The organism is Streptomyces sp., from assembly GCF_036566765.1.
In the GTDB taxonomy this organism is placed as follows: Bacteria; Actinomycetota; Actinomycetes; order Streptomycetales; family Streptomycetaceae; genus Streptomyces.
This window is the reverse complement of sequence record NZ_DATCVQ010000657.1, coordinates 18367-36215: the sequence shown is the minus strand read 5'-3', so window position 1 is coordinate 36215 and position 17849 is coordinate 18367. Positions and strand designations below refer to the sequence as shown.

Here is a 17849-nt window from a genome sequence, read left to right as displayed (position 1 = left end):
CCGGACTGCACGAGCCCTACCTCAGGGCTCTCACTGGATGGTCACGGTGATGCTGATGCAGTGATCGTTCACGCACGCCGCGATCGAGAAGGAATGCGCGTTCGACATAGTGATGTTCCACTCCGGCGGAAAGTCGAACCCCTTTCCGTTGAGGAACTGGACGGGATTCACGTTCGCCGTCTCGAACTTCGCCGGGTCGCTCCCGATCTCGTCCACGACCTCGGAGAACCGAGGGTGGCTCGCGATGTAGGCCCCGGCCAGCTGCAGTTCTTGGAGCTTCTGCTTGTCGTTGGGTGGCATGGATCTCTCCCTTGTCGAGTTCACCCGCGTCCACGAGCGACCGTCACGCTACGTGTCCGACTCGCGTCTCGACGGATACACGCGAACGACGCCCCTCCATCGGAGCAGCCGGGCCTGACCCCGGCTCACTCCCCTGGATGTCAGCGGTGGCGCGCCATCAAGGGCGGCAGCACGGTTGGGGCATCTGCCCCTCTGCCGAAGGAGACCGGAAATGGCGCAGGAATCGGGCGTACGCGTCACCGTGCAAGGCGGCCTACCGCCGGAGGCCATGGAGAAGATCGCGAATTCCGTCAAGCGGGCCGTCCTCGCCGAGGTGGCGACGCTCGACCTCGCACCGCCCCTGCGCGAGGTGCCGATCACAGGGCCCGACAATCTCGGCGGGGCCGTCATCGACGCACTGCCGACCGACCTCGCGGAGCTCAGGGGGTGGCTGGTTCCGCTCGGGCTGATCCTGGAGTCGGAGCTGCCGCAGTGACCGTGCGTGACGACCGAGGGGCCACGTGCCCCAGCAGCTCCTGCGCTCCGGGTCGGCTCCTGCTCGGCATCGTGCGGCCGGACGGGACGGTGGCCGCGCTGCGGGATCCGCTGGAGGTGGACTCCGGGTTCGTCGAGCAGGCGTCAGCCGACGGGCGCAGGCCTCCCGAGGCGCGCTTCCGGTTCGCCGGACCGTGCGTCACGTCGTCGTGCGCCCACTGGGCGGAGGAACGGTGCAGCCTGGGCGACGCCGTGGCGCGCGTCGGCGCGTCGACCGCCGGACACACCGCGCTCGCCCCCTGCGCCATCCGCTCGTCGTGCCGCTGGTGGGAGCAGGGCGGGCCGGAAGCCTGCGCGGTCTGCCCCCACATCGTCCACACGACGAGCGCCCCGGCCGCCGTCGGCGGCTGAGCCGCCCGGGCAGGCCCTAGCCCACCCGGCCCCGTACCAGGGGCAGCTCCAGCGTCCCCGTGTCCTCGGGGGCGCTGGAGACGGTGACCGGCTTGATGCCGCGGTTGCCGGTGTACGCAGTGTCGCCGGCCGCGATGACGAACTGGAGCCGGTGGCCCGTCTCGTAGCGGTGCACGATGCCGGGCAGTTCGACCGTGAACGGCCGGGTGACGTCCGGGACGCGCACCGGTGCGACGAGTCGGTTGACCAGGGTCTTCGTGCCGTCCGGGGCGAGGTCGTAGACCTTGGCGAAGAGGACCAGCTTGTCGGCGGCGTCGCCGGAGTGCTGTACGCGCTCGGTCTTGGGAGAGATCACCTTCAGGGTGGCCTTGGGTGCGCCCACGAGGTCGACGGGCGCGGTGAGCGGGGCGCTGGTCCAGGCGAGGTGCGTGCCGTTGATGTCGTACGGCTTCGGGTCGGGCAGGCCGATCATGCCGGCCAGCGAGGACTCCGAATGGCTCGTGGGGACGAGCCAGTTGGCGTACTGGCGGGAGCCTCGGGCGACCTTGGCCCGGTTGTCGACGAGCTTGCCGTCGCCGGAGAGGTACAGCTTCTGGCTGAGCGCGGGGACGCCGGAGGCGGTGCCGTACCCGCTCTGCCAGTCCCGGTAGTAGGCGAACGCCGGCCCGGTGTCGATGTCCTGATGCTTCCTCAGATACCGGTCGAACCAGGCGAGGATCCGGGTTCCGACGTAGCTGGTCTCCAGGTTCCCCTCCCCCAGGTTCAGTTCGCCGGCCGCCGGGTCGGTGAGACCGCCGCTGTGGCCCCAGGACTGCCAGATCATCTTGGCCGGGACACCCCGCCCGCGCAGCTGCCGGTAGGTGTCCCGGGCCTCATTGAGGTTGAACAGGCTGTCTGACTGGCCCTGCACGATCAGCGTCGGGGCCTTGACGCGGTCGAGGTACGAGGTCGGCGAGACGCTACGCGCGAAGTCGAGCATCTTCCGGGTCTCGGCGTCGGGGTAGCGGCCGGAGTTGAGCAGCCGGAGGGTGTCGCAGGCGTCGCTGACGAAGTGCAGGCAGCCGAGCGAGTTGAAACGGGAGGGGTCCAGGGACGGGACGAGCAGCGGCTGACCTTCTCCGATCAGGTAAAAGCCGTTGGCCCACTGCCACTTGAAGACGCCTGGCGTCTCGCGGTCGGCGGCGTTCGGAGCGAGCGAGTAGGCCAGGTCGTTCCAGGTGATGAGCGGGACGAGGGCGTCGAGGCGCGGGTCGACGGAGGCGGTGGCGAGCTGGATCGCGCCGCCGTACGAGCCGCCGATCATGCCGACCCGGGGGTCGCCCGCGCCGTCCTGGAGGACGTAGTCCACGCGGGTCCCGTCGTCGGCGGCGCGGGCGCCGGCGAGGAAGTCGAGCAGCCGCGCGGCGGCCTGGCCGTCGATCCGCGGGTCGTCGAGGGAGACCAGGCAGCCGGACTTGCCGAAGCCGAGGCCCGAGTAGACGAGCGAGACGTAGCCGCGCGCGGCGAAGGCCCGGCCGGTGGCGGCGGTCGAGCCGTCCGCCTTGCTGCCGCCGAAGCCGTTGGTGGTGAGGACGGCGGGGGCCGGACGGTCCGCGTCCACGCCGCTGGGCCGGTACAGGTCGGCCTCGACGGCGCAGGTCCGGTCGCCGGCCCGGACGGTGAAGGTCAGCGGCGTCACCGTGTACGTGCCGCCGCCCGGCTCGGCGGCGACCGCCGGGGCGGTGAGGGCCAGGGGTGCGGCCATGGCCGCCGCGGCGGCGAGGGCGAGGACCTTGCGGGGTCGGGACACGGTGACCTCCACGCTGAGGACGCAGGAATGACCCGGTGCCGTACCGACTGGTAGGTACCGGGCCGCGCCCATGGTGTGACACGTGTCAGAGCTCCGTCAACGCGTGGGACGAAGGTTATTGACGGAGATTCAGTGAAGAGCGGACGGCAGACGGAAGCGGTTCGGAGCAGCGCCGGGGCGTGCAAGGTGAGCCGATCAGAGCAACGCCGGGGGGCGTGAGACGTCAGCCGATCAGAGCAACACCGGGGCGTGAGACGTCGACGCCGGAGCCTCACACCTCAGCCGGTCAGCAGCCGATCAGCGCAACGCCGGAGCGTCCAGCGTCAGTGTTCCCGTGTCCGCGTCGAGGACCGCGCCGACGCCCAGCGGAACGGTCAGCGTGCTCGCGCAGTGCCCGAAGCCGAACTCCTCCACCACCGGCACGCCGAGCCCGGCGAACCGGTCCGCGAAGAGCGCGTGGAGTTCCTCGTACGGTCCGCACTCCTCCCACGACCCGAGGACGACGCCGGTGACGCCCTCCAGTGTTCCGGCGCGCAGGAGTTGGGTGAGGATGCGGTCGAGGCGGTACGGCTCCTCCCCCACGTCCTCCAGGAACAGCAGGCCGCCGCGGCTGCTGAAGCGGGCGTCGGGGGTGCCCAGGCCGGCGGCGATGAGGCTGACGCAGCCGCCGAACGTGACGCCACGGGCGCGGCCGGGGACCAGGGTGCGCGCGGTCTCCAGGCCGCCCACCGTGCGGACCGACTCGGGCTCGAACAGGGTGGCCCTCAGGTGCTCCTGGGTGGCCGCGTCCTTGAGGAAGGTCATCGCCGCGACCATGGGCCCGTGCAGCGTGGCGAGCCCGGTCCGCAGCGCGAACGCCTCGTGGAGCGCGGTGACATCGCTGTAGCCGACGAACACCTTGGGCCCCGCCGCCCGTATCGCCGTCCAGTCGAGCAGGTCGACCATGCGCTGGGCCCCGAAGCCGCCGCGGGCGCAGAGCACAGCCGAGACCGTCGGGTCGCACCAGGCCTCCTGGAGATCCCGGGCCCGCGCCTCATCCGAACCGGCCAGATAGCCGTGCCGGGGGTGGGCGTCCAGGACGTGCGGGGCGACCACCGGTTCGAGGCCCCAGCCGCGCAGGATCGCCAGGCCGGCCGCGAGCCGGTCCTCGGGGATCGGGCCGCTGGGCGCGACGACGGCGACCCGCTCGCCGGCGCGCAGCCGGCGGGGGCGGGTCAGCGGGACGAGCGGGGCGGGCTCGGGCGAGCGCGTCACGGCTTCAGCTCCAGGCGGGGGACGTCGGGCCGGGCGATGCCGAAGGTCTGGGCGTACAGGGAGAGTTCGGCCTCAAGGGCCCGGACCAGGGTGTCCTCGCGGCGAAAGCCGTGCCCCTCGTCCTCGAAGGCGAGGTACGCGTGCGGGACGCCGCGCCCGGCGATCCGGGCGAGGAATCTCTCGCTCTGCGCGGGCGGGCAGATCACGTCGTCCAGGCCCTGGAGCAGCACGAACGGGGCGGTGATCCGCTCCACCCGAGCGGCCGGCGACCGCTCCTGGTACCGGGCGGGCACCTCCTCCAGCGGGCCGATCAGGGTGTCCAGGTAGCGGGACTCGAAGTCGTGGGTGCCGCCGACGGCCCAGCCCTCCAGGTCGATGACGGGGTAGATGATCGTGCCGCAGGCGTAGACGTCCGTGGCGACGAGCGAGGCCGCGGCGGTCCAGCCGCCCGCGCTGCCGCCGCGGATCGCGAGCCGCGCCGGGTCGGCCGTGCCCTCGGCAGCGAGCGCCTCGGCGACGGCGGCGCAGTCCTCGACGTCGACCACGCCCCACTGCTCGCGCAGCCGGTTGCGGTACTCCCGCCCGTACCCGGTGGAGCCGCCGTAGTTGACCTCGGCGACGCCGATGCCCCGGGAGGTGAAGTAGGCGATCTCCAGGTCGAGGACGAGCGGGGCGTGCCCGGTGGGGCCGCCGTGCGCCCAGACCACGTAGGGCGGCAGTTCGTCGCCGGGCGCGATCCGGTCGGGGTTGTGCGGCGGGTAGACGTGGGCGTGGATCTCGCGGTTGTCCGGGCCGGTGAAGGTGCGGATCTGCGGCTCGGGGTAGTACACCGGGTCGACCGGGTCGTCGTGCGCCCGGCCGACCACCCGGGCCCGGCCGGTGCAGGTGTCCAGCTCGACGACCTCGTACGCGCTGCGCGGGCTGGCCGCGACGCCGATGACGCGGGTGCCGTGCACGGCCAGGGTGGCGGCCCACTCGGTCCACGGCCCGGCGGCGTCGACGAGCTCGCCGGACTCGGGATCGAGTATGCCGAGGGCGGTGGCGCCCTTGCCGTGGACGGCGGCGATCAGCCCGTTGTCCAGCGGGCGGAACCAGCTCAGGCCGATCTTCCACAGCGGGCCGCCGAACTCCTCCTCGCGGGGGCAGAGCGCGACGGGCTCCTCGTCCGGACGGCCGGGGTCGGCGCGGTGGATGTTCCACCAGCCGCTGCGGTCGCTGACGTACAACAGCCGTCCGTCGGGGGCCCATTCGACCTGTGGGATCGACTCCTGGGGTCCGCCGAGGACGCGGCGCGGGTCGTGGAACGCGCCGTCCGCGCCGACGTCGGCGAGCATCACCTCGGTGCCGTCCCACGGCATCCGAGGATGGTCCCAGCCGATCCACACCGCCCGGCGGCCGTCCGGGTCGATCCGCGGTCCGGTGACGAACCGGTGCCGCCCGTCGGAGAGTTCGCGCACGGCTGTGCGGTCGTCGGCGGCGGAGCCGTCGAGGGGCACGGCGACGACGACGCGCCGCAGGTCGGTCGGCCCCGCCCCGGTGAACTCCTCCAGGACGCACCAGACCTCGCCCCGGTCCGGGTGGATCACCGGGTCGGCCCAGCGCAGGCCGCCGCCGACGGAGGAGAGCGGGGTGAGCGGGCGCGGCGGGGCGTCGCCGTCCGGCTCGTGGGCGTACAGGCGCTGGTCGGGGAAGTGGCTGAAGACGATCAGCGGCCCGCCGGTCGCGCGGGCGGTTCCGGCCCAGGGCTGTCCGCCGTACTCGATGACCCGGGTGCGCACGTTCCACGGAGCGGGCAGGACGGACTCCTCGGCACCGTCGGCTCGGCGGCGTACGAGGGCGCGGCGGCCGCCCTCGGCGGGGCGGGGCGCGGTCCACCACAGCTCGTCGCCGACGGCCCCGAGGTACTCGGGCCGGCCGTCGTGCGCGGCGGTGAGACAGGCGTCGATCGGGGACGGCCAGGCGCCGTAGGCCGCCGTGGGTACCATCGCAACTCCCCTTGTGCGTGTGCGCGTTACGCGGACTGCAGATAGCGGTCGAGGACGCGGACGCCGAAGTGCAGGGCCTCGACCGGCACCCGCTCGTCGACCCCGTGGAACAGCGCCGCGTAGTCGAGGCCGGCGGGCAGCTTCAGGGGGGAGAAACCGTATCCGGTGATGCCCAGCCGGGAGAACTGCTTGGCGTCGGTGCCGCCGGCCATGCTGAACGGGACGACGTGCCCGGTCGGGTCGAAGTGCTCGACGGCAGCACGGAGTTTGGCGTACGTCGGGGAGTCGACGGGGGCTTCGAGGGGGCTCTCGCGGTGGTAGTACTGCCAGTCGACGTCGGGCCCGGTGAGCGCGTCCATGGTGGCGACGAACTCCTCCTCGCCGCCGGGAAGCATGCGCCCGTCGACGAAGGCCGTGGCGTGCCCCGGGATCACGTTCACCTTGTAACCGGCGTTCAGCATGGTGGGGTTGGCGCTGTTGCGGACGGTCGGCTCGACGAGGGCGGCGGCCGGGCCGAGCTTGTCCAGGAGCGCGTCCACATCGAAGCCGGGGGCGTCGACATCGGTCTCGATGCCGTACACGGCGGCGAGTCGGATCAGGGCGGCGCGGACGGTGGGGGTGAGCCGGGGGCGCCAGCGGTGCGCGCCGATGCGGGCGACGGCGCAGGCAAGCCGGGTGACCGCGTTCTCCTCGTTGATCTTGGAGCCGTGTCCGGCGCGGCCGTGCGCGGTCAACTCCAGCCAGGCGGTGCCGCGTTCGCCGGCGGCGATCGGATAGAGGGTAATGCCGGGCTCGGGGTGGACGGAGAACGCCCCGGACTCGCTGATGCCCTCCGTACAGCCCTCGAACAGCTCGGGGTGGCGGTCGACGAGGAAGTCGGAACCGTCGACGGCGCTGTCCTCCTCGTCGGCGGTGTAGGCGATGACGATGTCTCGGCGGGGGCGGATGCCGAGGCGGGCCCAGGAGCGGACGACGGCGAGCACCATCGCGTCCATGTTCTTCATGTCGACGGCGCCGCGACCCCACACGACGCCGTCGCGGACCTCGCCCGAGAACGGATGCACGGCCCAGTCGGCGGCCTCGGCGGGCACGACGTCCAGATGGCCGTGGACGAGCAGGGCGTCGGCGGACGGGTCGGTGCCGGGGATGCGGGCGACGACGTTGGTACGGCCCGGGGTGCGTTCGAGCAGGAAGGGCTCGAGCCCGGCGCCGGCGAGCCGCTCGGCCGCGTACTCGGCGGCCGGGCGCTCGCGGCAGTCGCCGCCGCCGCGGTTGGCGGTGTCGATGCGGATGAGCTCGGAGGTGAAGTGAACGACCTCGTCGAGCGCAAGGGAGTCGACACCGACCCCCTGCTGCCGGATCTGCTCACCCATACTGTTCCTCCACCGCGGCGGAGACGATCGTGGTGACCGCCTTGAACGAACGAATGCCCTCGTACATGGTCGCGCTGGTGTAGGCGACCTTGCGCTCCCCGGTCCGCGCCACGCCGGGAACCACCGTCGCGGCGGCGGCGAGGTGCTCCGCGTCGAACTCGAGCTCGACGGTGTGCGGCCCGCCGCGCACCGGCTCGTGCCGTACGGCCAGGCCCACGGCGGCCTTCGCGGCGGCGCGGATCTCGGAGGCCGTCCGGCTGGGGGTGCGGCACACCGCCGCGTACCGCGAGACGTGGTCCTTGACGGCGACCTTGTGCGCCTCGGGCGCGTACCCGAGGGCGTCCTCGCACGTCAGATCGTCCCCGGTGACGAGCACGACGGGCACCCCGTACTCGGCGACGACATGCGCGTTGAGCAGCCCCTCGCTGGCCCGCACCCCGTCGAGCCAGACGCCGGTGATCGAGTTGGCGAGATAGGTGTGCGCGAGCACGCCCTCGGCGCCGGCGCCGGTGTGATACCCGACGAACGCGATCCCGTCGACGTCCCCGTGCTGCACGCCCTCGACCATGGAGAGCGACTTGTGCCGCCCGGTCAGCATCTCGACGCGCTCGTCGAGCCGCTCCAGCAGCAGATTCCGCATGTTCCAGTGCGCCTCGTTGATCAGCACCTCGTCGGCCCCGCCGTCGAAGAACCCGAGCACCGCCGCGTTGACGTCCGACGTGAACATCACCCGGCACCGCTCCCACTGCGGCGTCCCCGGCAGCACGTCAGCGGGCCAGGTGACCCCGGTGGCCCCCTCCATGTCGGCACTGATCAGGATCTTCATGCCACTCCTGTTCCCCGGGGAACGACCCCGTCACACGCCGGGCCCGACGAACAGCATCCTTGTAGATCCGCCTGCCCTTGTCACCGGTGGACACACGGCCACGTCAGGTACGTGTGGGCGCCGGGTTCAGTCCTCGTGGCCCAGCTGCAGGTCCCGTTCCGTCCGCCCGCCGCCCGCGACCTGGAGGACCGTTGCGACCGGCGGGTAGCCCGCGGTGATGACCGTGTACTCGCCGGAGGAGAGGTCCACGAAGCGGAAGGCGCCGTCGGGGCCGGTCGTCAGGGTGTCCACTACATTGCCCGCCGCGTCCAGCAGCGTGACCCGGGCCTCCTCCACCGGGCGGCCGACGCCGGCGCGGACCGTGCCGCGGAGTACCGCGCCGCCTGCGAGCTCGATGTCCTGGCGGGTTTCGCGGGCCGCCTGCACGCTCACTGGGAGGGCGGCGGGGCGGAAGGCGGGGGCGCTGGCGGCCAGGGTGTACTCGCCCGCCACCAGTTCCGTCATCACATAGCCGCCCTCGCGGCCGCTGCGCGTCGAGGCGACGACGTCGCCGCGGACGTCGGTCAGCGTCACCGCCGCGTCCCGTACCGGCGCGCCGTCCGCGGTGACGACCGCGCCGGCCAGGCGGCCGGCCCCGCCGAGGACGACGTCCAGCTCCACCGGCCGGTCGCCGACGGTCACCGACACCGCCTGCGGCTGGTGGCCGCCGGCCGCCGCGATCAGGACGTACGAGCCGGAGCCGGGCACGCTCAGCGCGTACCGCCCGTCCTCCTCGCTCGCGCCCCGCCCGATCTGCCGTCCCTGGACGTCGATGAGGGTGAGCGCGGCGCGCGGCACGCAGGACCCGTCGGGGTGCTGGACGGCGCCGCACACCGGGACTCCTCCGAGGGCGGCCGAGCTCCGCGCCCGGGGGACGGTCGTGGCTTCGGGGGTGTGGTGGGACACCAGCGGTTTCTCCTTGAGGAAGAAGGCGAGGAGGAGGCCGAGCACGAGGACCGGCACCAGGTAGAGGAAGATCCGCGGCATGGCCTCCGCGTACGCGTGCACGTACGCGTCGCGCAGCATCGGCGGCAGCGCGTGCACCGCCTGCGGGGTGATCGACTCCGCCTCGGGCAGCCGCACCCCCGCCGGGAGCCCGGCGGCGCCCCCGTCCGCGAGCCGCTCCGACAGCGCGCCGTCGAGGCGGTGCGCGAAGAGGGTGCCGAAGACGGCCGCCCCGACGCTGCCTCCGATCTGCCGGAAGTAGCTGTGCGCGCTGGTCGCGGCCCCGAGGTCGGCGGGCGGTACGGAGTTCTGCACGGCGAGGATCAGGACGGGCATGACCAGCCCGATGCCGACGCCGAGGACCGCCTGCCAGACGCTGTGGTCCAGGCGCGGCGTGTCCGCGTTCATCCGGGACAGCAGCCACATCCCGACGACGGAGATCGCGCCGCCGAGCACCGGATAGATCTTGTAGTGGCCGGTGCGGCTGATGAGTTGGCCGGAGACGACGGAGGCGAGGACGATGCCGCCCATCAGCGGCAGCATCAGCAGCCCCGATTCGGTGGCCGTCGCCCCCTCGACCATCTGCAGGAACGTGGGCAGATAGCTCGCCGCGCCGAACAGCGCGACGCCGATCACCGCGCCGACCAGGCTGGTGACGGTGAACACGGAGTCGCGGAACAGCCGCAGCGGCAGGATCGGTTCGGGCGCGTGGTGCTCGACGACCAACAGCAGCACGGTCGTTCCGGCGGCCCCGGCGGCGAGTCCGAGGATGACCCGCGAGCCCCAGGCGTACTCGGTCCCGCCCCAACTCGTCAGCAGGACCAGGCAGGTGGAGGCGGCGGCGAGCAGGATCGCGCCGAGCACGTCGAGCTGGGCCCGGCTGCGCGGCCGGGGCAGCTTCAGCACGCCGGAGACGACCGCGAGGGTGATCAGACCGAAGGGGACGTTGAACCAGAAGCACCAACGCCAGGAGGCATGGTCGGTGAAGAAGCCGCCGAGCAACGGCCCGGCCACCGAGGCGAGTCCGAACGCGGCCCCGATGAGGCCCATGAACCGGCCGCGATCACGGGCCGGCACGATGTCCGCGATGATCGCCTGCACGCCGATCATCAGGCCGCCCGCGCCGACGCCCTGGACGGCGCGGAAGGCGATGAGCTGGTCCATGGTCCGCGACCAGCCGGCGAGGGCCGAGCCGACGACGAAGACGACGATGGCGAACTGGAACACGCCCTTGCGGCCGAAGAGATCGCCGAGTTTGCCGTAGACCGGCAGGCCGATGGTGGCGGTGAGCAGATAGGCGGTGATCGCCCAGGACATCCGGTCGAGACCCTGGAGTTCGCCGACGATCTTCGGCAGCGCGGTGGCGACGATCATCTGCTCCAGCGCGGCGAGCAGCAGCGCGAGCATGAGCCCGAGGAAGACCAGCCGGACGCGGCGAGGGCCGAGTGCGTACGCGGCGGTGTCCGGCCCTTGAGCACCGGCGCCGGCGCCGGCCGCCCCCGCCCCTGGCTCCTCACAGACGCCAGGCTCCGGTTCCGCGGCTTCCGGCGACGCACCGCCCCCCGCGCCCTTCACCAGCGTGATGCCGCCCACCTGCCGCTCCCCTCGTCGCGTCTGCCCTCGCGGCTGCGTCCGCGACGCCATTCTTCGCATCAGGCGCGAAGCGGGAGCAAGCCGGACGGTACGGGAGATCAGGGGCGGCGAGCGCGGTGAACGACCAGGCGCGAAGCCGCAGTTGGCGCGCTCATCAGCGGCTTTCCCGCGCCCCGGCGCACTCGGGGGCGCGACCGGGGCGCTCCCGGGTCGTGAGCGAAAACCACCCGAACCGGTGAGCGCCGCGCCGCCGCGCGCAGGGGTGCGCGAGGGTTACTTCTCGACCTCGGCGGCAAGCTTGTCGAGCATCGCGTCGTAGATCCGGCCGAGGCCCTTGGGGGCGAAGGTCTTCTCGAAGAAGCCTCCGATGCCGCCCGCGCCGTTCCAGACCGTGGAGACGACGGCCTTGGACTTGCCCTCGCCGGCCGGGGTGACGGTCCAGGTGGTGACCATGGAGGAGTTGCGGTCCTTCTCGACGAGCTGCCCGTCGGTCGGCTCGGTCACCTCCAGGAGGCAGTCGCGGATGCGCTTGCTGGTGGCCTGCAGCTTCCAGTGCACGAGGGTGCCCTCGCCGTCGCCGCCCTCGCGCACCTCGTACTCGCTGAAGTGCTCGGGGAGCACCTTCGCGCGGGTGTTCCGGTAGTCCGCCAGAGCATCGAACACGGTCTCCGCGTCCGCCGCGATGATCCGTTCCGTCGTGGCCTCGACCTGCGCCATCCCAGTTCCTCCAGCTTCAGGTTCCTCGGGGGGGTACGGGCCCATCCCATCACCTGCGCCCCGCCGCCCAAAATCGGGGTTGCGGCGATCAAGGGAACATGTGTTCTATTCTCGGGTCGGTGCGAGGCAGTACTACCGAGGAGGCGTCCATGCGCTGGGACCATCTGGGCGACGAGCCCGCCGCCACCACGGCCCCCGTCCTGTTCGGCACGGACGCGGTCACCACCCGTACGTTCGACACCCCCGAGTTCCGCGGGATCACCTTCCACGAGGTGCGGGCCCGGTCGATCGTGAACCGGGTGCCGGGCGCCTCCCGGATGCCGTTCGAATGGACGGTCAACCCGTACCGCGGCTGCTCGCACGCCTGCGTGTACTGCTTCGCCCGCAAGACCCACAGTTATCTGGACCTCGACACCGGGCTCGGCTTCGACTCCCAGATCGTGGTGAAGATCAACGCCCCCGAGCTGCTGCGCCGTCAGCTCGCGTCCCGCCGCTGGCAGGGCGCGCACATCGCGATGGGCACCAACGTGGACTGCTACCAGCGCGCGGAGGGCCGCTACCGGCTGATGCCGGGGATCATCGCGGCGCTGCGCGACCACGCGAACCCGTTCTCCATCCTCACCAAGGGCACGCTGATCCTGCGCGACCTGGACCTGCTGCGGCAGGCCGCGGAGGTGACCGAGGTCGGCATCTCCGTCTCCGTCGGCTTCACCGACCAGAGCCTGTGGCGCACGGTCGAGCCGGGCACCCCGTCGCCGCAGCGCCGCCTCGACGCCGTGCGCACGCTGACCGAGCACGGCATCGGCTGCGGGGTCCTGATGGCCCCGGTCATCCCCTTTCTCGGCGACCGCCCCGAGCAGCTGCGGGAGACGGTCCGGGCGATCGCCGAGGCCGGCGCCACGTCGGTGACCCCGCTCGTACTGCATCTGCGGCCGGGCGCGCGCGAGTGGTTCATGGCCTGGCTGCGCGAGCACCACCCGCTCCTTGTGGGGCGGTACGAGCGGATGTACGCGGACGGCGCGTACGCGCCCACCTGGTACCAGCGCCGGATCACCCGTCAGGTGCACGAACTGGCGGATGAGTTCGGCATCGGACCGGCGCGTCGGGGCGCGGCCCGGCGCATACCCGAGCCCGGCGCGCCGGCGCTCGCGGGGCCGACGCAGCTCACCCTCCTCTGATTGGGTCAACTCTCGCCGGAAGTGGTCCTTCCGCTCCGGCTTGCGGGCACGGACGCCGTATGAACCCACGCGCAGGAATGCTGTTCGCCGCGGGGGCGCTGCTGGCCGGTACGGTCGCCGCCCTGCCCGCGTCCGCGTCGCCCGCACCCGAACCGCCCACGACGCCGGCGAACGGAACCGCGGCCGAAGCGGCGAACGGGCCCGCCGCCGAACCGGCGACCCATCCGACCACCCGCCCGGCCTCCCCGGTCATCTGGCGAGCCTGCGCCACGAAGCGCTACCCGCGGCTCGAGTGCTCCTCCCTCAAGGTGCCGCTGGACCACGACGATCCGAAGAGCCGGACGATCACGCTCGCGCTGTCCCGGATCGCGCACACCGCCGCGAAGTCCCAGGGCCCGCTGCTGGTCAACCCCGGCGGCCCGGGCGGCAGCGGCCTCGGCATGGCCGGCTTCGTGGCCGCCTCGCTGCCGGCGGAGTTGTCCGCGCAGTACGACGTGATCGGCTTCGACCCGCGCGGCGTCGGCCGCAGCGAGCCGGCCCTGAACTGCCTGCCCGGTCACTTCAAGCCGGTACGCCCGGACTCCGTGCCCCACACCCTCGAGGGCGAGGCGGCCGGCCTGGAGCGGGCCCGCGCCTTCGCGGCCGCCTGCGGGACCAAGTACGGCGACCTGCTGCGACACATGGACACGGTGAGCACGGCGCGGGACCTCGACGCGATCCGGCGGGCGCTCGGCGCGCCGCAGCTCAACTACTTCGGCTACTCGTACGGCACCTACCTGGGCGCCGTGTACGCCAAGCTGTACCCGGAGCGGGTGCGCCGGTTCGTGCTGGACTCGATGGTCGACCCGAAGGGCGTCTGGTACGAGGACAACATGTCCCAGGACCTCGCCTTCGACACCCGGCACAAGGCGTTCACCGCCTGGGTGGCCAAGCACGACGCCACGTACCGGCTGGGCACGGACCCGGCCGCGGTCGAGGCGGCCTGGTACGGGATGCGGGAGCGACTGCGCGCCGCGCCGGCCGGCGACACGGTCGGCCCGGGCGAGCTGGAGGACACCTTCCTGCCCGGCGGCTACTACAACGGTTACTGGCCCCAGCTGGCCGAGGCCTTCGCCGCGTACGTCAACGAGACGGACAGCGCGCCGCTGATCGCCGCGTACCGGAACCTCGGCGCGGCCGACGCCTCGGACGACAACGGCTACTCGGTCTACGCGAGCGTGCAGTGCCGGGACGCGGCCTGGCCGCGCGACTGGACCGTGTGGCGGGCCGACAACTGGGCGGCGCACGCGAAGGCGCCCTTCTCCACCTGGAACAACGCCTGGTACAACGCGCCGTGCATGTTCTGGCCGGTGGAGTCGCGCACTCCGGTCGACGTGACGAACGATCAGGCGCCGCCGATGCTGCTCTTCCAGGCGACGGACGACGCGGCCACCCCGTACGAGGGCGGCGTGAACCTGCACCGGTCCGTACGCGGCTCCAGCCTGGTCGTCGAGGAGGGCGGCGGAAACCACGCCGTGACGCTCGGCGGCAACGCGTGCCTGGACGAGCACCTGGTGCGATACCTGGAGTCGGGCACGGTGCCGCGCGCGAAGGAAGGGACAGCCGCCGAGGCGGACGCCGTCTGCGCGGCGCTGCCGGATCCGCAGCCGCTGAAGTCCGGGAAGTCCCGGGCGGCCGCCGCGGCGGGCGGAACGACGGGCGGCGCGGCCCTGCACGGGATGCTGGGGCACCGGGGCTGAGGGCCGAGGGCCACGACGTCACCCGGCGCGGCGGCCCGCTGCTCTCGTTGTCAGTGGCGTCGGCGAGGATGGCGGGCATGACGACGCATCTCACGCATGTGCCCGCCCCCGCCGGGGTCGCCCCGAGCCCCCAGTACAGCCATGTCGTGTGGGGCACGGGCCGGTTCGTCGCGATATCCGGCCAGTGCTCCCTCGACGCCTCGGGCGCGGTGGTCGGCGCCGGCGATCCGGCGGCGCAGGCGCGTCAGGTGTTCGCCAATCTGCGGCGCTGTCTCGACGCGGCGGGGGCCGGGTTCGGGGACGTGGTGAAGCTGACGTACTTCGTCACGGACGTGGCGCACCTGCCGGCGGTGCGGGCCGCGCGGGACGAGGCCTTCGGCGCGGCCGCGCTGCCGGCCAGTTCGGCGGTGCAGGTGTCCGCGCTCGTCCGGCCCGAGCTGCTGATCGAGATCGAGGCGTTCGCGCTCGTACCGGAAGAGGGGGCCTCCTAAGGCCTGTCCGGCGGATCAGGGCTGGGGTCGCCCCTGATCAGTCCGCGAGCCGGGCGAGGGCCGCGCGGGCTGCCGGGCCGAGCCTGGGGTGCGGGACCGCCGCCTCCAGGACGGGCCGGGCCCGTCCGTCCCCCAGCGTGCCCAGCCCCTCGGCGCAGGCGACGCCCACCCGCCAGTGCGGGTCTTCGGCAGCGAGCCGCCGCTCCAGAACGGTCACCAGCGCCGGCACGGACTCGGGCGCGCGCAGTTCGGCGAGCAGACGGACCGGCAGCAGCGCGTAGGCGACGCGGAGTTCGTTCGTCGCGAGGGCGGCTGCGGCACGCGCGGTGCGCGGGTCGCCGAGCCGGGCCAGCGCGTACGCGGCGGACACGCAGCGCTCGGGGTCGCGGTGGTTGAGCAGGAGCACCAGGGCCTCGAAGGCGCGGGCGTCCCCCGCGAGGCCGAGCCGGAAGCACGCGATCTCCCGGGCCCAGAGCGGCTGTCCGGGTGCGGTGAGGACCCGTGCGAACTCCCTTTCGTCCCAGGTCGCGACGAGTTCTTCGAATTCCGCCCGGACGACTTCCGACTCGTCCTGGATCTCGTCCCGCAATCGATCGATCATCGAGCAGAATTCCGGGTCCTGAGCGATATCCATGGCGTTCAGCGTATCCGCGATCCAGATCACATTTTCTGTACTTCCCAGGGCTGGCGCGCTCGTTACCCGCCGGTTAATCTCAAGTGAGCGGGTAACCCCCGCACCCCCACGACGGCCTGGTGACGCAGCCGTTGTGGGATCGAGTTTGTCGGTTCGGCAGTTCTCGACGTGGCTCCGGGACAGAGTCCGTTGCTCCTTTTCCCGCGCGTTCCGCGCATTCTCGCGACGCGTGTTCTCCGCGATTCGTTCGCTCCCGCATCGCCGCCCTCAGTCGTCACTCTTCCCTCCCAGGAGTCCCCTGATGGACACCCCTCTCTCCACCATCGCCGTCGTCGGCCTCGGCACCATGGGCGCCGGCATCGCCGACGTGCTCGCCCGGGCCGGCCGTGAGGTCATCGGCATCGACATCAGCGAGGCCGCCGCCCGTCAGGCCGCCACCGCCCTGGAGGCCTCCACGGCCCGCGCCGTGAGCCGCGAGCGCATCACGGAGGAGGAGCGGCAGGACGTCCTGGCCCGCTTCCGCACCTTCACCGATCTGCAGGCCGCCGCCGACGCCGACCTCGTGATCGAGGTCGTGCCCGAGTCGTACGAGGCCAAGCAGGAGGTGTTCCGGGCGCTCGACGCGATCATCCGCCCGGACGCGATCATCGCCACCGGCACCAACGCGCTCTCCGTCACGCGGCTCGCCGCCGACTCGGCGCACCCCGAGCGGGTCCTGGGCCTGCACTTCTTCACCCCGGTCCAGGCGATGAAGCTGGTCGAGGTGGTCTCCTCGGTGCTCACCGCCCCGCAGGCCGTCGAGGCCGTCACCTCGCTCGCGCTCGATCTGGGCAAGGAGCCTGTCGCGGTCGGCGACCGCCCCGGCTTCGTCGCCGACGGGCTGCTCTTCGGCTACCTCAACCAGGCCGCGGCGATGTACGAGGCCAAGTACGCCTCCCGCGAGGACATCGACGCCGCGATGCGGCTGGGCTGCGGCCTTCCGATGGGCCCGCTGGCGCTGCTCGACCTGATCGGCGTCGACACCGCCCGCACCGTCCTGGAGGCGATGTACAGCGAGTCCCAGGACCGGCTGCACGCCCCCGCCCCGATCCTGAAGCAGCTCAGCGAGGCGGGCCTGACCGGCCGCAAGTCGGGCCGCGGCTTCTACACGTACGAGGCTCCCGGCTCCGCCGCCGTGGTCCGCGACGCGCTGACCCCGCTGGAGGCCGCCGCGGCCGACGGCGGGCGCGAGGTCCGCTCGGTCGGCGTCGCCGGCTCCGGCACGATGGCCTCCGGCATCGCCGAGGTCTTCGCCAAGGCCGGGTACGACGTCGTCCTGGCCGCCCGCTCGGACGAGAAGGCCCAGACCGCCAAGGCGCGGATCGCCAAGTCGCTGGGCCGCTCCGTGGACAAGGGCCGGATGACGCCCGAGGCCCGCGACGAGACGCTGGCCCGGATCACCCCGGCCGGCTCGCTCGACGCCTTCGCCGACGTCGACCTGGCGGTCGAGGCGGTCGCCGAGGACCTGGCGGTCAAGCAGCAGCTGTTCGGCACGCTGGACAAGATCTGCAAGCCGGGCGCGGTGCTGGCCACCACCACCTCCTCGCTGCCGGTCGTCGCCTGCGCCCGCGCCACCTCGCGCCCGCAGGACGTCATCGGCATGCACTTCTTCAACCCGGCCCCGGCCATGAAGCTGGTGGAGATCGTCCGCACGGTGCTGACCGCCGACGACGTCCACGCCACCGTCCGCGAGGTCACCGCGAAGATCAAGAAGCACCCGGTGGACTGTGGCGACCGGGCCGGCTTCATCGTGAACGCGCTGCTCTTCCCGTACCTGAACAACGCGATCAAGATGGTCGAGCAGCACTACGCCACGCTCGACGACATCGACGCCGCGATGAAGCTGGGCGGCGGCTACCCGATGGGACCGTTCGAGCTGCTCGACGTGGTCGGCCTGGACGTCTCGCTCGCCATCGAGCAGGTGCTGCACCGCGAGTTCCGGGACCCGGGCCTGGCCCCGGCCCCGCTCCTGGAGCACCTGGTGGCCGCGGGCTGCCTGGGCCGCAAGACGGGGCGCGGCTTCCGCGAATATGCCCGCCGCTGATCCGTACGCGGGGTGGGG

Annotated in this window: 15 protein-coding genes; 6 read left to right on the top strand and 9 right to left on the bottom strand. The window is 72.5% G+C overall.

The annotated features are described in order from the left end of the window. Positions 1-30: 30 nt before the first annotated feature. Positions 31-300 carry a hypothetical protein gene (locus VIU94_RS38200; RefSeq protein ID WP_331919093.1) on the bottom strand — a complete coding sequence of 90 codons (270 nt, stop codon included), beginning with the start codon at positions 298-300 and terminating at the stop codon, positions 31-33. A 211-nt stretch (positions 301-511) separates the two neighbouring features. Here VIU94_RS38200 and VIU94_RS38195 point away from each other — a divergent pair, with 211 nt between their 5' ends. Beyond that, positions 512-775, top strand: a complete 264-nt coding sequence (locus VIU94_RS38195; protein ID WP_331919091.1) for a hypothetical protein — start codon at positions 512-514, stop codon at positions 773-775. Then, positions 772-1185 carry a hypothetical protein gene (locus VIU94_RS38190; protein WP_331919089.1) on the top strand — a complete coding sequence of 138 codons (414 nt, stop codon included), beginning with the start codon at positions 772-774 and terminating at the stop codon, positions 1183-1185. The genes VIU94_RS38195 and VIU94_RS38190 overlap by 4 nt, the downstream gene beginning before the upstream one ends. 16 nt (positions 1186-1201) lie before the next feature. On the opposite strand, the gene VIU94_RS38185 is transcribed toward VIU94_RS38190, so the two are convergent. The 7 genes from VIU94_RS38185 to VIU94_RS38155 form a co-directional block, all read right to left on the bottom strand. Further along, positions 1202-2929: a CocE/NonD family hydrolase gene (locus VIU94_RS38185; RefSeq protein WP_331919123.1), complete on the bottom strand. Its 1728-nt coding sequence runs from the start codon at positions 2927-2929 to the stop codon at positions 1202-1204. A 342-nt stretch (positions 2930-3271) separates the two neighbouring features. Beyond that, positions 3272-4228 (bottom strand): S66 peptidase family protein, encoded by a 957-nt coding sequence (locus VIU94_RS38180; protein WP_331919087.1) that lies wholly within the window; start codon positions 4226-4228, stop codon positions 3272-3274. Further along, positions 4225-6213, bottom strand: coding sequence for a prolyl oligopeptidase family serine peptidase (locus VIU94_RS38175; protein WP_331919085.1), 1989 nt, complete (start codon positions 6211-6213; stop codon positions 4225-4227). Before VIU94_RS38175 ends, VIU94_RS38180 begins: the two co-directional genes overlap by 4 nt. 26 nt (positions 6214-6239) lie before the next feature. Further along, on the bottom strand, positions 6240-7586 hold the full coding sequence (locus tag VIU94_RS38170) for a M20/M25/M40 family metallo-hydrolase (protein ID WP_331919083.1): 1347 nt from the start codon (positions 7584-7586) through the stop codon (positions 6240-6242). Then, entirely contained in the window at positions 7579-8412 is an 834-nt protein-coding gene (locus VIU94_RS38165) for a M55 family metallopeptidase (RefSeq protein WP_331919081.1), read from the bottom strand. Before VIU94_RS38165 ends, VIU94_RS38170 begins: the two co-directional genes overlap by 8 nt. A gap of 126 nt (positions 8413-8538) precedes the next feature. Further along, entirely contained in the window at positions 8539-10989 is a 2451-nt protein-coding gene (locus VIU94_RS38160; protein ID WP_331919079.1) for an MFS transporter, read from the bottom strand. Between the two features lie 273 nt (positions 10990-11262). Beyond that, positions 11263-11706 carry an SRPBCC family protein gene (locus VIU94_RS38155; RefSeq protein ID WP_331919077.1) on the bottom strand — a complete coding sequence of 148 codons (444 nt, stop codon included), beginning with the start codon at positions 11704-11706 and terminating at the stop codon, positions 11263-11265. Between the two features lie 149 nt (positions 11707-11855). On the opposite strand from VIU94_RS38155, the gene VIU94_RS38150 reads away from it, so the two are divergent. The 3 genes from VIU94_RS38150 to VIU94_RS38140 all read left to right on the top strand — a co-directional run bounded on the left by VIU94_RS38150 (position 11856) and on the right by VIU94_RS38140 (position 15114). Next, entirely contained in the window at positions 11856-12884 is a 1029-nt protein-coding gene (locus VIU94_RS38150) for an Rv2578c family radical SAM protein (protein WP_331919121.1), read from the top strand. Positions 12885-12943: 59 nt separating this feature from the next. After that, positions 12944-14623, top strand: coding sequence for an alpha/beta hydrolase (locus VIU94_RS38145; protein ID WP_331919075.1), 1680 nt, complete (start codon positions 12944-12946; stop codon positions 14621-14623). Between the two features lie 77 nt (positions 14624-14700). Then, complete coding sequence (locus VIU94_RS38140) at positions 14701-15114, top strand: RidA family protein (protein WP_331919073.1); 414 nt, start codon at positions 14701-14703, stop codon at positions 15112-15114. Positions 15115-15151: 37 nt separating this feature from the next. On the opposite strand, the gene VIU94_RS38135 is transcribed toward VIU94_RS38140, so the two are convergent. Further along, positions 15152-15748 (bottom strand): HEAT repeat domain-containing protein, encoded by a 597-nt coding sequence (locus tag VIU94_RS38135; RefSeq protein ID WP_331919071.1) that lies wholly within the window; start codon positions 15746-15748, stop codon positions 15152-15154. 301 nt (positions 15749-16049) lie between these two features. Between VIU94_RS38135 and VIU94_RS38130 the strand changes: the two genes are divergently transcribed. Further along, a complete protein-coding gene (locus tag VIU94_RS38130) occupies positions 16050-17831 on the top strand; it encodes a 3-hydroxyacyl-CoA dehydrogenase family protein (protein ID WP_331919069.1) in 1782 nt (593 codons plus the stop codon). Positions 17832-17849 lie beyond the last annotated feature (18 nt).

Excerpts from the sequence above, each read along its gene's own strand:
- VIU94_RS38200 (WP_331919093.1), bottom strand. The coding sequence starts at position 300 with ATGCCACCCAACGACAAGCAGAAGCTCCAAGAACTGCAGCTGGCCGGG.
- VIU94_RS38195 (WP_331919091.1), top strand. The coding sequence starts at position 512 with ATGGCGCAGGAATCGGGCGTACGCGTCACCGTGCAAGGCGGCCTACCG.
- VIU94_RS38185 (WP_331919123.1), bottom strand. The coding sequence starts at position 2,929 with ATGGCCGCACCCCTGGCCCTCACCGCCCCGGCGGTCGCCGCCGAGCCG.
- VIU94_RS38175 (WP_331919085.1), bottom strand. The coding sequence starts at position 6,213 with ATGGTACCCACGGCGGCCTACGGCGCCTGGCCGTCCCCGATCGACGCC.
- VIU94_RS38170 (WP_331919083.1), bottom strand. The coding sequence starts at position 7,586 with ATGGGTGAGCAGATCCGGCAGCAGGGGGTCGGTGTCGACTCCCTTGCG.
- VIU94_RS38165 (WP_331919081.1), bottom strand. The coding sequence starts at position 8,412 with ATGAAGATCCTGATCAGTGCCGACATGGAGGGGGCCACCGGGGTCACC.
- VIU94_RS38155 (WP_331919077.1), bottom strand. The coding sequence starts at position 11,706 with ATGGCGCAGGTCGAGGCCACGACGGAACGGATCATCGCGGCGGACGCG.
- VIU94_RS38150 (WP_331919121.1), top strand. The coding sequence starts at position 11,856 with ATGCGCTGGGACCATCTGGGCGACGAGCCCGCCGCCACCACGGCCCCC.
- VIU94_RS38145 (WP_331919075.1), top strand. The coding sequence starts at position 12,944 with ATGAACCCACGCGCAGGAATGCTGTTCGCCGCGGGGGCGCTGCTGGCC.
- VIU94_RS38140 (WP_331919073.1), top strand. The coding sequence starts at position 14,701 with ATGACGACGCATCTCACGCATGTGCCCGCCCCCGCCGGGGTCGCCCCG.
- VIU94_RS38135 (WP_331919071.1), bottom strand. The coding sequence starts at position 15,748 with ATGGATATCGCTCAGGACCCGGAATTCTGCTCGATGATCGATCGATTG.
- VIU94_RS38130 (WP_331919069.1), top strand. The coding sequence starts at position 16,050 with ATGGACACCCCTCTCTCCACCATCGCCGTCGTCGGCCTCGGCACCATG.